The following is a 14,905-nucleotide window of genomic DNA, read 5'->3' as shown; positions in this document are numbered from 1 at the left end:
TTCGGTTGTTCTATACTTAAGGCAAGGATCTGATTTCACAGGTCAAAAACCATTGTGTTATTAATTCAATGGAGTGACGTATGAAAAGCCATGCCTTACCTGAAACAAATGTTATCCGATCCAGTTTTCTTCATTTTCTGGCCGACCCTGCCTGTTGCGAAAGCAGCTCCGACTGTTACGAGTATCTGCCAGACGGTTTGCTGGTCATAGAAGATGGACGGGTAAAATCTCTCAAGCCTTATGATGAGTCCGAGGCAAAGCAATATACGCAACTTATTGATGAACGGGGCAAACTGATCCTTCCCGGCTTTGTTGACACTCACATCCATTACGCCCAGACCCAGATGATTGCAGCCTATGGCGAACAGCTTCTGGAGTGGCTTGAGACTTATACCTTTCCTACAGAGAAGCAGTTTGAAGACAAAGCCCACGCAGAAAGAATATCTGAATTTTTCATCAATGAGTTACTAAAGAACGGCACCACCAGCGCCTCGGTGTTTGGTACGGTTCATTCTGAGTCTGTCGATGCTTTGTTTAGCCAGGCGCTGGATAAGAATATGCGGCTTATTGCCGGTAAAGTTATGATGGACAGAAATGCTCCGGATTATCTGCTCGACTCCCCTCAGTCGGGCTACGATGAAAGCAAAGCACTCATTGAGAAATGGCACAATAGAGGCCGCTTACTTTATGCCGTTACACCGCGTTTCGCGCCTACATCAACCCCTGAGCAACTGGAACTAGCAGGTAAACTGAGGGCTGAATTTCCGGATGTCTACGTTCAGAGCCACCTGTCAGAAAACAGAGATGAAATTGAGTGGGTGAAATCCCTGTTCCCTGAGCGCAAAGGTTACTTTGATGTGTACCAGCATTATGGCCTCACCGGCAGCAAATCTATCTTTGCTCATTCGGTGCATCTGGCAGATAGCGAATGGGAGGCGCTTCATAAAACGGATTCCGTAATTTCATTTTGCCCCACTTCAAACCTCTTCTTAGGCAGCGGACTTTTTGATTTAGAAACAGCAGACAAGAATAATATCCGGGTTGGTTTAGGTACTGACGTCGGCGCAGGCACCAGCTTTTCCATGCTTCAGACGCTTAGTGACGCCTACAAAATAATGCAGCTGCAAGGCAATAAACTTTCCGCATTCAAGGGCTTTTATCTGGCAACTCTGGGCGGAGCGAAATCCCTCTGCATTGATGACAAAGTGGGAAATTTCTGTAGCGGAAAAGAAGCTGATTTTGTCGTACTAAATCTCGAGGCAACCGAACTTCAAAAGCTCCGTTTTGAGCACTCAACCACGCTGGAAGATAAGCTGTTCGCACTTATGATGTTGGGTGATGACAGGAATATTAGTTCAACCTGGGTGGCTGGGAAGAGAGTTTATTCATCATCCTTCTTAGCAACCTGAGTATTATAGAAAATGGTCGCAAAATTCTGATGGGCTGCTTTTGAGTATCCTTCCTTGTACACTCAGATTTTTACTAAGGATTAGAACCGCTACAACCGGTTCAAGACAAATGCTAGACTAGCCGCCAAGTTCATTTAATAATTAAAAGGTAGTGCAATGAATCCGATTATTGCGATGTTGAAAGAAAACAATATCAGCGAAGCACAAATCAACGAGGTTTTCGAAGCCTTGGTACAAAACCCTCTTGCGGCGATGGCAACAATCAGCCAGCTAGGTTTACCTGAAGAAAAGCTAAAGCTATTGATGGGACAGGTAATGCAACGTCCTGACCTGATTAAAGAAGCAGTAAACGAGCTGGGCCTGGATTTCTCGAAAGTAGAAGCAGCTAAAGAGCAGCTTCAGAAGTAAGTTTGTTATTTGCTTGTTCAAAGAGGCCGCTAAGCTAAGCGGCCTTATTAAGTTCTATCCAACAAACCAATTCGCATATCAGTTCGTTTTATGATGATGCGAAACAGTTTCAAGCCGTTTAGCTTGAGATATATCCAGCTCACCAACAATATCTTCATCACTCTCAAACTTAGCATCGAACTCATGCGCTTTCATACAAATCTACCTCCGCTTTGCGTGCTCGATCAGCAGCTATTACATATGTTAGCTGAAACAACTAGCCACTTCACGATGCATTAAAACCAGAGCGTCTTTAATAACATTAGTCGGCAAATGAAAAGTCTGAAAAAATAATAAATTGGTATTGAAATGTGATAAATAATACGGCTATCTCTAGAACCTAAAGCCAATTCCAAGCGAAACCACCGAGCTGTCGTTATCGCCTGAAATAGTTAAGTTATCTGTCTCAAAGGTTTTGTAGGCTAGTTTCAATGATACATTTGGACCAAAAGATAGACGAAGCCCCCCACCAAACACACCAGTGGTATCGGAAAATGCACCAGAGTCGCTTCCGCTGGCATAAGCGTAATCCATGGAATAGTGAATGAAACCTGCGGTAGCAAAAAGTGACAGGTTTGGCGTCAGATAAAGCTCCGGCCCGATACTGACTTGATAGCCACCGCCATCAGCAGTAAAACGAGAGCTATCGGCATAGCCATGGTCGTTAATATTAAACCCGGCAATTTCACCGATAAAACCAACATTATCTCCAAGCTTGCTACCAAACCCTAACCCAAGGCCGTAACCATTAAGGTTATTGCCAAAATCAATAAGCGAACTATCGATACTTAAATAGCCGTCACCCATGCCAACTCCGGGGCCAATACCCACTCCCCGAGGCCCGGGCCTTGCTTGAGCAGTGCAGCAAACTAAAACCGGAAGTAGCGCTAACAGAATGGTTTTATTCATAGGAAAGTCCTGAGATAAGCGGTTTAAGTTAATCGAACAACCGTTAACTTACCCGGTAACAGAGACAAAATCTCTAAAGGGCGCTAATCTCCTATGCTTTTCCATATTTGCGCTTGTGGTCTCCTTAATCTCTCCTTAGTTTGTTCTGAGAATTTCAAAATCACAGGGACAGAGTCTGAGCAAAATATGCGAATTACTTGATTGGACCTTTACACTTTACGCAGTCTTAAAGCCAAAGCGTAACTCACATCCACAAGCCTTGGCATATTTAATTAGCGTCTTCAATGTAGGATTTCCCCGACCTTTCTCAAGGCGAGATATATTTGCTTCCTTAGTTCCCATCCGCTGAGCAACCTGGTCTTGAGTTAAACCAGCGGCATTGCGCATTCTTAGCAGAGTATTAATTAGTTCAAACTCCGGTTCCAGTTCATCATAAGCCTCCTGTACATCTTTATCCGCCAGTGCTTTGTTTTTTAGCGCTTGAAGTTTACTAGTCATGTTTTCTGTTCCCCCCTTTGATACCGCTAGTTTAAGTTTCTGAAAAATTGATGCCATCATGGACAGAATGAATTTTAGTATGAAATGCGGATAGTGATTCTGGACTGTCTATTTGTTGTTCTCTCCCAAGCTTCTATGCTTTTAGTTATCCGGTTAACAAAGAGGTTAGCAAACAGATGCCAAATATTTTTTCAGACATTCCGACCAGTATCCCCGACGAAATATTTGAAGATATCGTCACAACGGACAGCATCCGGATTGAGCGCATTATTTCTCACGGGCAGAGTTCACCGGAAACCGGCTGGTATGATCAGGATGAAAGTGAGTGGATTATTGTACTGTCCGGGCAAGGAATTATTGAGTTTGAAAATGGGGAGCTAGTTACCTTGCGGAAAGGTGACTACCTTAATATTGAAGCCCATGTCAGGCATAGAGTGCTGGGGACTTCTGTTGATGAGGTTACTATTTGGGTTGCAGTATTTTATGATTAACAAAAATCAAAGTATGATGCCCCCCAAAATTAGGCAGACAAAATAAGGAACGCCAGCCATATGAGCGAGCTCACCGCAGAACAAGAACACGCACTCACACTTTTCAAAGAAAGAACCCACCTTCCGGGTAACGGCTTCCATGCTCTGATTATTGAACTGTGTAAAGAGTATCAGCTACCTTTCCAGCAGGTGCGAACTGTGTTTATGGAGTCTCAGGCGGCGATTGAAAAAAAGATCCGTACCGATTTTGCCAATACTACCGACGAGCAAGTGACCAAGGAGCACTGGTTGTCTGTGATAAAGAGCAGGCTGGATGAACTGGCTGCTGATAATCCGCCAATAATGGAGAAGCTAACCTCCAGCAACCGTTATCTGAAACTTAAACAAGCACTTGCAAAACCGATAAACAGTGAAGAGGAAAAAGCACTGCTTTTGGCAAACCTTGAAGACGTGTACGAGTTTGAAGTGTGTAAGCCCCTGAAAGCTATGCTTCGTACTACCAGCCTGTTCTGGGCCGTGAAAAGTGAGCTTTTTGAAATGACGCCAGAACAACGCCTAAAGTTCAGTGATTATCCTCAGCATATGGAGGCGACTGAACATCTGCTGGAACTGGCAGAAAGGATTCGGAAGTAAAAAAATAGCCTGCTTTTCAGCAGGCCATTTATCGTAAAGCATCTGTGACGATACTAACTTACCTTTTAGCTTACATTCTCTACCGGAATTGCTTCGCCTTGAGGTTTGTTTCCTTTTGCTGCGTCTTCATTACGCTTCTTAATTTCTTTCCATAAGTCTGCATTCTTAATGCCAAGCTTTTCAGGATCAAAGATTGGGTTCAGGCCAGCTTTCTTCTGCTCTTCGTAGTCTTTCAGACATGCCAGAGCAGGCTTTTGCAAAATAAGGATAGCAACAATATTCAGCCATGCCATCAGGCCAACACCCACATCACCAAGACCCCATGCAACACCAGCGCTGTGAACTGTACCGTAACCAACAGACACCAGGAACAGCACCTTCATGATGAAAGTCAGCCATGGGCGGTGTGCTGTGCGGTTGATGTAGGCGATATTGGAATCAGCCATGTAGTAATACGCAAGCATGGTTGTGAATGAGAAGAACAGCAGTGCTAATGCAACAAAGCTGGCACCAAAGCCTGGCAGAGCAGATTCTACTGCTGCCTGAGTAAAGCCAGGGCCTGCCGCTACTCCAGCTAGTCCTTCTACCAGCATAGTGCCGTCTGCACCGTGAACGTTATAGCTGTTGGTTGAAATCAGCATAAATGCCGTCGCAGTACAAACAAACAGAGTATCGATGTAAACAGAGAACGCCTGTACATAACCCTGTTTGGCCGGGTGAGAAACCTCTGCAGCCGCTGCCGGGTGTGGACCGGTACCCTGACCTGCTTCGTTTGAATAAACGCCGCGCTTAACACCCCACTGAATCGCCATACCAATCATTGCACCAAAACCGGCATCTAAGCCGAAAGCGCTGCTGATAATCAGTTTGATCATATCCGGGATCATAGAAGCGTTCATGCCTACGATAACCACTGCAATCATGATGTATGCCAGCGCCATGAAAGGTACAACAATCTCAGCAAAAGCTGCGATACGTCTTACGCCACCAAAGATAATGAAACCAAGACCAAGCACAATGATAGCGGCTGTAATTGCAGGAGCTACGCCCCACGCGTTTTCCATACCAGAGGCGATACTGTTCGCCTGAACACCCGGTAGGAAAAGGCCCGTCGCTACTGCAGTCGCTACTGCAAAAATCCATGCGTACCACTTCTGACCCATAGCTTTTTCGATATAGTAAGCCGGGCCGCCACGGTACTGACCGCTGTCATCTTTTTCTTTGTAGATCTGACCAAGCGTCGATTCAACGTATGCAGTAGAAGCACCTAAAAATGCCACCATCCACATCCAGAAAACCGCACCCGGACCACCAAATGCGATAGCAGTTGCTACACCTGCAATATTACCTGTACCTACACGGCCAGAAAGTGACATTGCAAGTGCCTGGAATGACGAGATACCTGCCGGTGATTTCTCACCTTTAAACATCAGGTTTAGCATCTCTTTAAAGCCGCGGACTTGCATAAAACGGGTTCTGATAGAAAAGTACAGTCCAGCACCTAAGCACAAGTAAATCAGAGCAGGACTCCAGATTATACTGTTTAAAAAGTCGATAATTATTGCCATATTGTTATCCATTTAAGTTTTAATATGTTGTGTTGCGTTTCCTCTTGTTATCACTGCAATAATAACGCCAACATGAGCAACAATATAAAATAACTCCAAATAAGGCATGTTTGTTGGTTTGTTTCACTCCGAAGCGAATAAACCCTTACCAGAAGAATATATTACCAACAACGCAATGCACAAGATTCGAGCATCGCACCAATTTGGATCATTAACCCTTAAGCAGCACGAAACATTTAAGTAACAAACGCTTTAAGTCTCTTATTACCTCAAAAAAAAAGACCTGCTCACTTATGCAATGAGCAGGCCTTATGACAAACGTTGGCAGCTAGCTTATCTCAACCTGATGACAGGCAACCCAGTGTTCCGGCTCAGCCTCACGCAGCACAGGAATTTCACTGCGGCATTTGTCGGTTGCTACCGGGCAGCGTTTGCAGAATTTACAGCCGGTAAAGGTTTCCATAGGAGAAGGAACCTCACCCGTTAGCGGCTGCCTTGAACGGCGCTGGCTTGGGTGCGTTACCGGCACACTTCCGATAAGAGCCTGGGTATAGGGATGCAGCGGGTTTCTGTCCAGCTCTTTGGACGGACTGATCTCCACAATATTACCAAGGTACATTACCCCTACTCTGTCCGAAATATGCTTCACGACAGACAAGTCATGGGCAATAAACAGAAAGGATAGCCCTAAATCACGCTGCAAAGACTTAAGCAGGTTTATGATCTGCGCCTGAATGGACACATCCAGTGCTGATACCGGCTCATCGGCTACGATAATCTCTGGCTGGCATGCTAACGCCCGGGCTATACCGATACGCTGGCGCTGACCACCTGAAAACTGGTGCGGATATCTTTGCAGATATTCCTTACGCAGTCCGGCCTGTTCCATATAGCTGACTATTTCAGCATGAATATCTGAGTTCGGACGATAAAAGCGGACCGCCTCACCGATAATATCCCCAACCGTCATTCGCGGGTTCAGTGAAGAGAACGGGTCCTGGAAAATCATCTGAACCACGGAGCGGAATTCGCGCATCTCTTTCATGCTGAGATTGGCGATATTAGTACCGTGCAATTCAACCGAACCATGAGTTATCGGGTTCAGGCGAACAATAGCCTTACCTACGGAAGTCTTACCACAGCCGGATTCACCAACCAGACCAAAAGTCTCGCCTTTGTAGATCTCAAATGAAACACCATCAACCGCTTTTACGTGGCCGACCGTCTTCTTGAGTATGCCTTTTTGCTGAGGGAACCAAACCTTTAAATCATCAACCTTTAAGACAGGTGTACGGCTCATAACGATGTCTCCTCTGATTGATACAGCCAGCAACGCGCATAGTGACCATCTGAGAAATGCGTCACCGGCGGCTCTTCTTTTTCACAGCGCGACATGCACTGATCACAGCGGGGTGCAAACTTACAACCTTCCGGCAGTTGAGTTGGATTTGGCACCATACCGCGGATGGCGTACAGATCATCACTGTCTGTATCAAGCGTTGGCATAGAGCGTTTAAGGCCAACCAGATACGGGTGCTTAGGATCATCGAAAATATCATTCACATGACCGTATTCCACGATTTTACCTGCGTACATCACAGCCACACGGTCAGCGGTTTCAGCTACAACACCTAAGTCGTGAGTAATCATAATCACTGCCATACCAAGCTGCTGTTTAAGATCATCGATAAGGCGCAGGATCTGAGCCTGAATGGTTACATCCAGCGCACTGGTCGGCTCATCGGCAATCAGCAGAGCCGGATTACAGGCCAGCGCCATGGCAATCATGACACGCTGGCGCATACCGCCAGAAAGCTGATGCGGATATTCATCCACACGGGATTCCGGTGCAGAGATCCCCACCTGACCCAGCAGCTCAATCACACGCTTACGCGCTTGCGCTTTGCTGGTGCCCGGCTGGTGCAGAAGGATAGACTCTGCAATCTGGCGACCTACCGGAATAACCGGGTTCAGTGATGTCATCGGCTCCTGGAAGATCATGGCGATATCGTTACCGCGAATCGACTGAATCTCTTTATCTGAAAGAGAGAGCAGATTCTTGCCGTTAAACCAGATTTCACCACCTTCAATTTTGCCCGGAGGACTTGGGATCAGACCCAGCACCGACAGTGAAGTTACCGACTTACCCGAGCCGGACTCACCCACAACAGCCAGCGTTTCACCCTTGTAAACGGTATAACTCACTTCGTCACAACCACGGACCACACCTTCATCGGTGTAGAAGTTGGTTCTCAGATCTTTAATTTCTAATACTTTTTCCACTGAAGATCTCCTAGTGAGTAATTTTTGAGTCAAGCGCATCACGCAAGCCATCACCAAACAGGTTAAAGGCCAGAACGATCAGCAGGATTACGGTACCAGGGACCAGAGACATGGAGATATTCTGATGCAGGAACTGCTGTCCGCTTGCCAGCATAGCGCCAAGGCTTGGCGTTGGCGGTTGCACGCCCAGACCAAGGAAGGACAGGCCGGCAATGGTCAGAATGGTTTCACCCACACGCAGAGTTGCCATAACAATGGTCGGTGCCAGGCAGTTAGGCAAAATATGACGGCGGATAATCTGGCTGTCAGGAATACCCATCACGCGCGCGGCGTTAACATAGTCAGCACCACGAAGCAGAAGCGAGTCACCACGGATAATACGGGCAAACTCAAGAATACCGGTCAGGCTCACCACCAGCACAAGGTTAAATAGCCCAGTTCCCAGTGCCGCCATCAGAGCAATCGCCATCAAAATAAACGGAATCGCATTCCAGAACTCCAGAGAGCGCATAATAACGTTATCGGTTTTCCCGCCGTAGTAACCGGCAAGCAGACCAAGGGTTGTCCCCATTGCGGTATTCAGAAGTACCGCCAACAGGCCAATGCCCAGTGCAATACGGGTTCCGTAAATGGTGCGGGATAAGGTATCACGGCCAAGGTCATCGGTACCCAGCCAGTGGGCAGAACTTGGTCCCTGAGACAGTGCGCCCCAGTCAATCGTCAGCGGATCTACAGGCACAATAAACGGCGCCAAAATGGCAGCATAAGCCAGAATAGTAACGACAATAAGGCCGCCCATAGCCGCTTTATCGCGCTTAAGCTTCTTCAGCATCAGCGTAGTTGCTGAACTTGTACCAGGGATCTGGGCCGCTTCACGGCGACGGCTTCGCACTAAGATAAGTACCAGGAAAATGGTTAAACCGGCAAACAACGCATAAGAGATAGTCGCATCCTGACTACTCAATACTTCGGGAGCAAAAAAAGCCAGTAACAACAGATTGATAATAATCAAAGGTAACAACATTTCACTTACCTCAATCGTACTGAATCTGTGGATTCATCAGGCCGTAGATAAGGTCAACAATCAGGTTAACCACGACGTAAACAATCGCCATCAGCAGTACACAACCAAATACCATTGGTTCATCTCGGCGGAAGATAGCATTCACGGCAAGACGGCCGACACCCGGCCAGGCGAATACGGTTTCCGTTAATACCGCACCGGCGAACAGGCGTGCAATCTGGTTACCGATATTGGTGGTAATCGGGATAAGCGCATTGCGGAATGCGTGGTAGAGCACCACCATTCTTTCACTTACGCCCTTAGCACGCGCAGTACGGATGTAATCCTGATGGATAACTTCCAGCATGGCTGAACGGGTCAGACGCGTGGTTGAGGCCATCAGAACAAAAGAGAGCGATAACGCAGGAAGGATCATGTGACGGAAGCCTTCCACCGTCCAGAAATGTCCGCCATAACCCGAAGCCGGTAGCACCTTCAGATAAACTGCGAAGAAGTAGATTAAAAGGATACCGCTGAAAAATACCGGGATAGAGACACCGAACATCGCCAGAGACATGGCCGTGTAGTCGAACCAGGAATTACGTTTTACCGCAGAGATGATCCCCACCGGAATGGAAACCACAACGGCGATAAGCAGGGCAAGAAAACCGAGCTCCAGAGTTGCAGGCATACGGGCCAGAACAAACGAGAGTACGTTATCTTTGTAGAAAATAGACTGCAGCTCTCCGGTAAAGAAGTTCTGCATCATTTTGAAATACTGAACCGGAAGCGGCTTATCCAGCGCGTATTTTTCGTGAACCGCTGCGATGGCTTCTTCTGTCGCCTGATCGCCAAGCAGCATTGCCGAAGGGTCACCCGGCGTTAGCTTGATAATGGCGAATACAAAAATGGAGACAAAAATCAGCATAGGTATTAAGAGCAGCAATCGTCTTAATGCGTAATTTAGCACCTTGATATCCTTTAATAATTAATGCTTTAAAAGTGTTTTAGGTAAACCGAAAAGGTTCTGGAAAATGAGGGAAGGTCCACCTTTTGTATCGGATGTTAACTCAGTAACAATCCGGGATTTGTTTTATACGCGCTTAAAATTCAAAGTCACCTTTAACTCTACGGCGCGATTTGAGTAGATTCCTGCCTTCGCAGGAATGACGACAACCTCCTATATGACAGCGTCGTCATCCCGGAAATAGCGAAGCCATTATCCGGGATCGACTAACTGCGCGTTGTAAACTCAAACGTAACCTCTGGCTTCACAACGCAATTTAGGCAGATTCCTGCCTTCGCAGGAATGACCGCTGATATTAGTCAGCTAGGTCTACATTACGCTCCCAGGTCACCAGGTGAATATACTTCTGTGGTGATGGAGTGAAATCTTTCACTTTCGCGCTTGTGCCTGTCACAGTTTTCAGCCACACCAGCGGAATGTGGATGTAGTCTTCAGTCAGAGCCTGACGCATTGCAGTCTGGTACGCTTGTGCACGTGCAGCCGGGTCGCTCAGCGTACGGCCTTTTTCAAGTGCAGCAGTGACTTCAGCATTGTCATACTTTGAGAAGTTCATCGTAGAGTCTGGCGTAAACAGACGGTATGTCCAGCGGTCCGGATCTGGCACAGAACCCCAGCCCATTACGTACATGTCACAGTCACCTGCTTTCAGTTTAGGGAACAGGCTGCTCCACTCAGGAGTCTGAACATTTACAGTAAGGCCAAGTGAACGTAGCTGAGTACTCAGTACTGTTGCCACCTGCTTACGAGCCGGATCGCCTGGTGAGTAGATATCAAACTCGAAGCCATCTTTCAGCGTGCCGTCTGCCTTCATTTCAGCAATCAGCTCCTGAGCCTTCTTCATATCGAAGTTCAGCGCTTTTGACTTCATATATTCAATGTCATCGCCCACGACACCAACAGGGATCCATGAGTAAGCGCGTTCGCCTGCACCTTTAAAGATGCCCGGAATCGCCTGCTCAAATGGCACTGCGTGGTATACCGCTTTACGGAATCTTACGTCAGAGAACGGAAGGTTCTTAGTTGAGAAACCGATGTAACGAAGCGTCAGACCAGGAACGCTCTGAATGTTCAGGCCATCGTTTTCAAGACGCTGAAGATCCTGAGGCAAAAGTTCGAATGCGATATCAATACCACCAGCCTGAAGCTCAGCAGACATGACTTCCAGTTTAGGGATCGGACGGAATACCACTTTGTCCAGCTTAGGCTCAGCAACAAAGTAGTCTTTGTTCTTTTCAAGCGTGATGTGGTCATCCGGAACCATTTCAACAAATTTGAATGCACCGGTACCAATTGGGTTACGGTCAAAACCTTCCATACCCATCTCTTTCAGCGCTTTCGCAGGCAGAATACCCAGAGTCGGGTTTGCCAGTGCAAGCAGGAAAGGAGCCGATGGCGCATCAAGCTTTAGCACAACAGTGTGCGCATCAGGTGTTTCAATAGCCTGAATTGGTTTTAAGAATTCACGGTTAGGAGAAGCGTTTTTCTCATCAAGAGTAATCTCAAAAGTGTATTTTACATCTTCAGAAGTAAGAGGCTGCCCGTTATGGAATTTAACGCCTTTGCGCAGATGGAAGGTATAAGTTTTACCATCTTCAGAAATGTCCCATGATTCAGCAAGAAGAGGCTCAGCTTTCTTAGCGCTCTCTTTAAAGCCAATCAGGGTATCAAACATATTACCGGCAAGGGATTCTGCGTATACGCCTTGCATCAGTACAGGGTTGAGGTTAGTCGGGTCCTGAGTCAGACCTATCTTAAGCACTTTATCAGCAGCATTTACGGCAAAAGAGCCCGCCAGCATCAGTGCGCACGTCACTTTCGTGAATATCCTTTTCATTTATTTGACCTTAATAAAATTGATTTTTATTGGAGTGCTTTTCCACGTAAATGGAAAAAAGGTACAGCCTGATAGTATGGGATCCGGTCGGACCTGTAAAGATTATGCATAGATGCAGCTATTTGACTTGTATAGTAAATAGCTTTATTCACCATACAATAACTAAGGCTTTACAATTTTAGCTCTATTGTTTACATAACTGAATGTTTTTTAGTCGTTCAATATAATTACTGACTTACCTTGAATAAATGCCCGAACTCCGGCTTTTTATCCCGGTAAGTATGAGCAATCTGAGCCAGTAACAACTCCGCCGTTGCAATGGAATCGATAAGCGCATTATGAGTGGCGTACTGAGGAAGGTTATACTGTTGCCGGACAGAAGAAAGACGGTTGTCCTGGCCAAATTTAGTGCCCTTCTCCAGCGAGCGCCATTGCTCGAACCTCAGAGTATCAATCCAGAGTAGCGGCAGTTCAGGAATGTCCAGCTCTTTTCTGGCATAAAAATCCAGAAAGCTTTTTTCAATTACCTTCCCGTGCGCAACCAGCACCTTGCCCTGCGCCTTTTGTAGCAGCAGATTAACGGCTTCTTCAAGAGTCACACCCGTATCAACCATCTGCGGAACAATATGATTCACCACCGCGGTCTGGTGGTTGATATTCTCACTGTTGCTGACGTAAATGTGCTCAGAAGAGGCAAAGTCCACCTGCATCTGTGACACTTCTATCCATCCCATGCTGATAATGTCGCAATTGTCCGGGTCAAACCCTGTGGTCTCAAAATCCACCACCAGATAGGAAAGTTTATCCAAAGGCGTACTCTTATCCGGAAGCGGTGCTGAAAGGTGCTCATACACTAGATCCGGCAGAGACTTGCTGGCGCATTGTTTGCGTGTGGTTTCGAGCTCTTTTAACCAGTCCCGCTGACGGAAAAATTTCAGCATCAGTTAAACCTCATTTTGGCCGACTGCTGCCAGTCATCAATAAGGCGGAATGCATCCTTGATATGTTTGCGCTCAAAACTGCCGAAGTAGTCCGGGTTGATGTTGTTGTCCGGGATCTCGCCTTTATTCAGGCGGTCAACCTGATAGGAATAGCGGAAACTGTTCAGGAAATTATAGGCACTGAGAACATTTTTTAATGTGGCTTCTGTTATCAGGTCAGCCTTATGAGCTTCAATCAGCCTTTCGCGCGTATTACAGGCATCCGATTTTGCAGACAAAGCGAATATACGGGCTAAATCTACAATGATATTTATCCCATAACGCTTAATATTCAACGCTTTCTCATTGTTCTCGTTTTTGGTTAATACAAGGTTATGGAATACGCCTAAAGGTGTCCGGTTTTCAGCGGCATCTCTGATCAACTTAGCAAGAAAGTGACGCTGTGACGTCATTTCTTTAAAACCCTGTGAAAGGGTGTCACCAAACTCTTTTTTACCGTAGATGACTCTGATATCCAGAAATACACTCAGGTTCAGCAGGCGCTCATATTCCGGACTTTTAATCCATTTTTTATAGTACTCCTGCCATACCGACAATGGCTGACACCACTTTGGCGTCACAGCCATAAACTTGCCGGAGCAGAGCTCGTAACCACACTGAGCCATGCCTTTTGTCACTATCATCGCCAGATGACGGAAGTAGAACTTATCACCTGGCGTGGCACCGTTAGACATAATGATGCCGCTGTCCTGATCGGAAAGAATATGCGCTTCTTTGCGGGCATGAGATCCGGAAACAATCCAGGCAAATTCGCAGGGTGCAGGCCCAAGGCGTTCAATGGCAATATCGATAAGACGTTGGTTCACCGCATCCATAATGGTACTCAGAATCGTGCTAATCAGATCCGCCGGAACCTTATCATTCGCCAGTTCCTGAAAAATCCGGTCACGCTCATGCATAAAGCTGGCAAGCTCTTCCTCATTTCTGGATTTCTTAATTTTGTCGATCAGATAAATCGCCTGCATTCTGTGATTCTGAAATAACTGATGCAGGGAAAGCAGTGCAATTACCTGACCATCTTTCACCACTGGCAGGTGCTTAATATGCTGCTCCATCATAGCAATTGCCGCCTCAAAGACGGTCTGGTCAGGGGAAATAGTGGTAGGTGCCGGACTCATTATGCTGTGAATGGGCTGGTCCGTATCCAGATTTTCGGCAACGACCCGGTAGGTCATATCGGCATCCGTCATTACACCGGTAAGCTGCCCGTTGTCCAGTATCATGGCACAACGGGTTTTCTCTTCCCGCATAATCTGAGCAAGTTCGCGGATAGATTTATTCTGCTCAACCTGAGTAAAGCGCTGACTGGCTACCTGCCCCACCGTATTGAAAAAGGAGCTGCTATTTAAGTCACTCCAGGTAGATTCAACCGCTGAACGAATCCGGTCTTCAGGCTTCGCGGTAAAGTGCTCGGCATATTCCGGATACTGCTGCTGAATATGGTAAATGGTTTCTGAAGGCACCAGATACAGCAGAGAGTTATCCATCGCTTTTACTTCATAGCGGGTTTCAGAGTCGGAAAACAGACTAAAACCAAATACATCCTCCTCTTCCAGTCGCCCTCTTAACGCACCATCACTTAACCGCTGCTCCACCGCACCGGTTCTGACAATGTACAGATACTTGTCATCTTCCGATTTTGCCGGAGGAATGACTTCATCTTTTGCCAGATAGATGATTTTGATTGTTGAAGTAACGCGATCCAGCAGTGCCTGAGGCAGCCTGCTAAAAGGGTCAATTGCCGAAATAAAGAGTTCAATATTAGGTATCAGTGTCTCAGACATAAAAAAAGCCTGTCAGGG

At 46.6% G+C, this 14,905-nt stretch carries 14 protein-coding genes and 1 pseudogene; 4 read left to right on the top strand and 11 right to left on the bottom strand.

Annotation, left to right across the window (positions count from 1 at the left end; translation table 11 throughout):
• Window positions 1-80 precede the first annotated feature (80 nt).
• Together guaD and L3Q72_RS05525 are read left to right on the top strand one after the other, a co-directional pair.
• Entirely contained in the window at window positions 81-1,409 is a 1,329-nt protein-coding gene (guaD, locus tag L3Q72_RS05530) for a guanine deaminase (protein ID WP_275131656.1), read from the top strand.
• A gap of 156 nt (window positions 1,410-1,565) precedes the next feature.
• Window positions 1,566-1,817 (top strand): DUF2999 family protein, encoded by a 252-nt coding sequence (locus L3Q72_RS05525; RefSeq protein WP_275131655.1) that lies wholly within the window; start codon window positions 1,566-1,568, stop codon window positions 1,815-1,817.
• Between the two features lie 114 nt (window positions 1,818-1,931).
• On the opposite strand, the pseudogene L3Q72_RS05520 reads toward L3Q72_RS05525, so the two are convergent.
• From L3Q72_RS05520 to L3Q72_RS05510, 3 genes and pseudogenes are all read right to left on the bottom strand, one after another.
• A pseudogene (locus tag L3Q72_RS05520) lies at window positions 1,932-2,012 on the bottom strand (CopG family transcriptional regulator); the annotation flags it as partial.
• A 177-nt stretch (window positions 2,013-2,189) separates the two neighbouring features.
• Window positions 2,190-2,765: an outer membrane beta-barrel protein gene (locus L3Q72_RS05515; protein WP_275131654.1), complete on the bottom strand. Its 576-nt coding sequence runs from the start codon at window positions 2,763-2,765 to the stop codon at window positions 2,190-2,192.
• A gap of 216 nt (window positions 2,766-2,981) precedes the next feature.
• Window positions 2,982-3,263, bottom strand: coding sequence for a helix-turn-helix transcriptional regulator (locus L3Q72_RS05510; protein ID WP_275131653.1), 282 nt, complete (start codon window positions 3,261-3,263; stop codon window positions 2,982-2,984).
• A gap of 176 nt (window positions 3,264-3,439) precedes the next feature.
• Here L3Q72_RS05510 and L3Q72_RS05505 point away from each other — a divergent pair, with 176 nt between their 5' ends.
• Both L3Q72_RS05505 and L3Q72_RS05500 read left to right on the top strand, forming a co-directional pair.
• Window positions 3,440-3,754: a cupin domain-containing protein gene (locus L3Q72_RS05505; RefSeq protein ID WP_275131652.1), complete on the top strand. Its 315-nt coding sequence runs from the start codon at window positions 3,440-3,442 to the stop codon at window positions 3,752-3,754.
• Between the two features lie 60 nt (window positions 3,755-3,814).
• A complete protein-coding gene (locus L3Q72_RS05500; protein WP_275131651.1) occupies window positions 3,815-4,387 on the top strand; it encodes a hypothetical protein in 573 nt (190 codons plus the stop codon).
• 65 nt (window positions 4,388-4,452) lie between these two features.
• Here the strand turns inward: L3Q72_RS05500 and L3Q72_RS05495 are convergent, their stop codons facing one another.
• The 8 genes from L3Q72_RS05495 to L3Q72_RS05460 all read right to left on the bottom strand — a co-directional run bounded on the left by L3Q72_RS05495 (window position 4,453) and on the right by L3Q72_RS05460 (window position 14,887).
• Complete coding sequence (locus tag L3Q72_RS05495; RefSeq protein ID WP_275131650.1) at window positions 4,453-5,955, bottom strand: alanine/glycine:cation symporter family protein; 1,503 nt, start codon at window positions 5,953-5,955, stop codon at window positions 4,453-4,455.
• Window positions 5,956-6,283: 328 nt separating this feature from the next.
• Window positions 6,284-7,255 carry an oligopeptide/dipeptide ABC transporter ATP-binding protein gene (locus L3Q72_RS05490; protein ID WP_275131649.1) on the bottom strand — a complete coding sequence of 324 codons (972 nt, stop codon included), beginning with the start codon at window positions 7,253-7,255 and terminating at the stop codon, window positions 6,284-6,286.
• Window positions 7,252-8,238, bottom strand: coding sequence for an ABC transporter ATP-binding protein (locus tag L3Q72_RS05485; RefSeq protein ID WP_275131648.1), 987 nt, complete (start codon window positions 8,236-8,238; stop codon window positions 7,252-7,254). Before L3Q72_RS05485 ends, L3Q72_RS05490 begins: the two co-directional genes overlap by 4 nt.
• A gap of 10 nt (window positions 8,239-8,248) precedes the next feature.
• On the bottom strand, window positions 8,249-9,262 hold the full coding sequence (locus L3Q72_RS05480; RefSeq protein ID WP_275131647.1) for an ABC transporter permease: 1,014 nt from the start codon (window positions 9,260-9,262) through the stop codon (window positions 8,249-8,251).
• A gap of 10 nt (window positions 9,263-9,272) precedes the next feature.
• Window positions 9,273-10,211: an ABC transporter permease gene (locus L3Q72_RS05475; protein ID WP_275131646.1), complete on the bottom strand. Its 939-nt coding sequence runs from the start codon at window positions 10,209-10,211 to the stop codon at window positions 9,273-9,275.
• Between the two features lie 352 nt (window positions 10,212-10,563).
• On the bottom strand, window positions 10,564-12,102 hold the full coding sequence (locus tag L3Q72_RS05470; protein ID WP_275131645.1) for an ABC transporter substrate-binding protein: 1,539 nt from the start codon (window positions 12,100-12,102) through the stop codon (window positions 10,564-10,566).
• Between the two features lie 227 nt (window positions 12,103-12,329).
• Entirely contained in the window at window positions 12,330-13,043 is a 714-nt protein-coding gene (locus tag L3Q72_RS05465) for an exonuclease domain-containing protein (protein WP_275131644.1), read from the bottom strand.
• Window positions 13,043-14,887: a putative nucleotidyltransferase substrate binding domain-containing protein gene (locus L3Q72_RS05460; RefSeq protein ID WP_275131643.1), complete on the bottom strand. Its 1,845-nt coding sequence runs from the start codon at window positions 14,885-14,887 to the stop codon at window positions 13,043-13,045. Before L3Q72_RS05460 ends, L3Q72_RS05465 begins: the two co-directional genes overlap by 1 nt.
• Between the last annotated feature and the right edge of the window lie 18 nt (window positions 14,888-14,905).

The organism is Vibrio sp. JC009, from assembly GCF_029016485.1.
In the GTDB taxonomy this organism is placed as follows: domain Bacteria; phylum Pseudomonadota; class Gammaproteobacteria; order Enterobacterales; family Vibrionaceae; genus Vibrio.
The sequence above is the reverse complement of the archived record's forward strand: the minus strand, read 5'-3'. Positions and strand labels throughout refer to the sequence as shown.

What these genes read in the sequence shown, in the direction of transcription:
- guaD (WP_275131656.1), top strand. Translation starts at nt 81, where the DNA reads ATGAAAAGCCATGCCTTACCTGAAACAAATGTTATCCGATCCAGTTTT.
- L3Q72_RS05525 (WP_275131655.1), top strand. Translation starts at nt 1,566, where the DNA reads ATGAATCCGATTATTGCGATGTTGAAAGAAAACAATATCAGCGAAGCA.
- L3Q72_RS05515 (WP_275131654.1), bottom strand. Translation starts at nt 2,765, where the DNA reads ATGAATAAAACCATTCTGTTAGCGCTACTTCCGGTTTTAGTTTGCTGC.
- L3Q72_RS05510 (WP_275131653.1), bottom strand. Translation starts at nt 3,263, where the DNA reads ATGACTAGTAAACTTCAAGCGCTAAAAAACAAAGCACTGGCGGATAAA.
- L3Q72_RS05505 (WP_275131652.1), top strand. Translation starts at nt 3,440, where the DNA reads ATGCCAAATATTTTTTCAGACATTCCGACCAGTATCCCCGACGAAATA.
- L3Q72_RS05500 (WP_275131651.1), top strand. Translation starts at nt 3,815, where the DNA reads ATGAGCGAGCTCACCGCAGAACAAGAACACGCACTCACACTTTTCAAA.
- L3Q72_RS05495 (WP_275131650.1), bottom strand. Translation starts at nt 5,955, where the DNA reads ATGGCAATAATTATCGACTTTTTAAACAGTATAATCTGGAGTCCTGCT.
- L3Q72_RS05490 (WP_275131649.1), bottom strand. Translation starts at nt 7,255, where the DNA reads ATGAGCCGTACACCTGTCTTAAAGGTTGATGATTTAAAGGTTTGGTTC.
- L3Q72_RS05480 (WP_275131647.1), bottom strand. Translation starts at nt 9,262, where the DNA reads ATGTTGTTACCTTTGATTATTATCAATCTGTTGTTACTGGCTTTTTTT.
- L3Q72_RS05470 (WP_275131645.1), bottom strand. Translation starts at nt 12,102, where the DNA reads ATGAAAAGGATATTCACGAAAGTGACGTGCGCACTGATGCTGGCGGGC.
- L3Q72_RS05465 (WP_275131644.1), bottom strand. Translation starts at nt 13,043, where the DNA reads ATGCTGAAATTTTTCCGTCAGCGGGACTGGTTAAAAGAGCTCGAAACC.
- L3Q72_RS05460 (WP_275131643.1), bottom strand. Translation starts at nt 14,887, where the DNA reads ATGTCTGAGACACTGATACCTAATATTGAACTCTTTATTTCGGCAATT.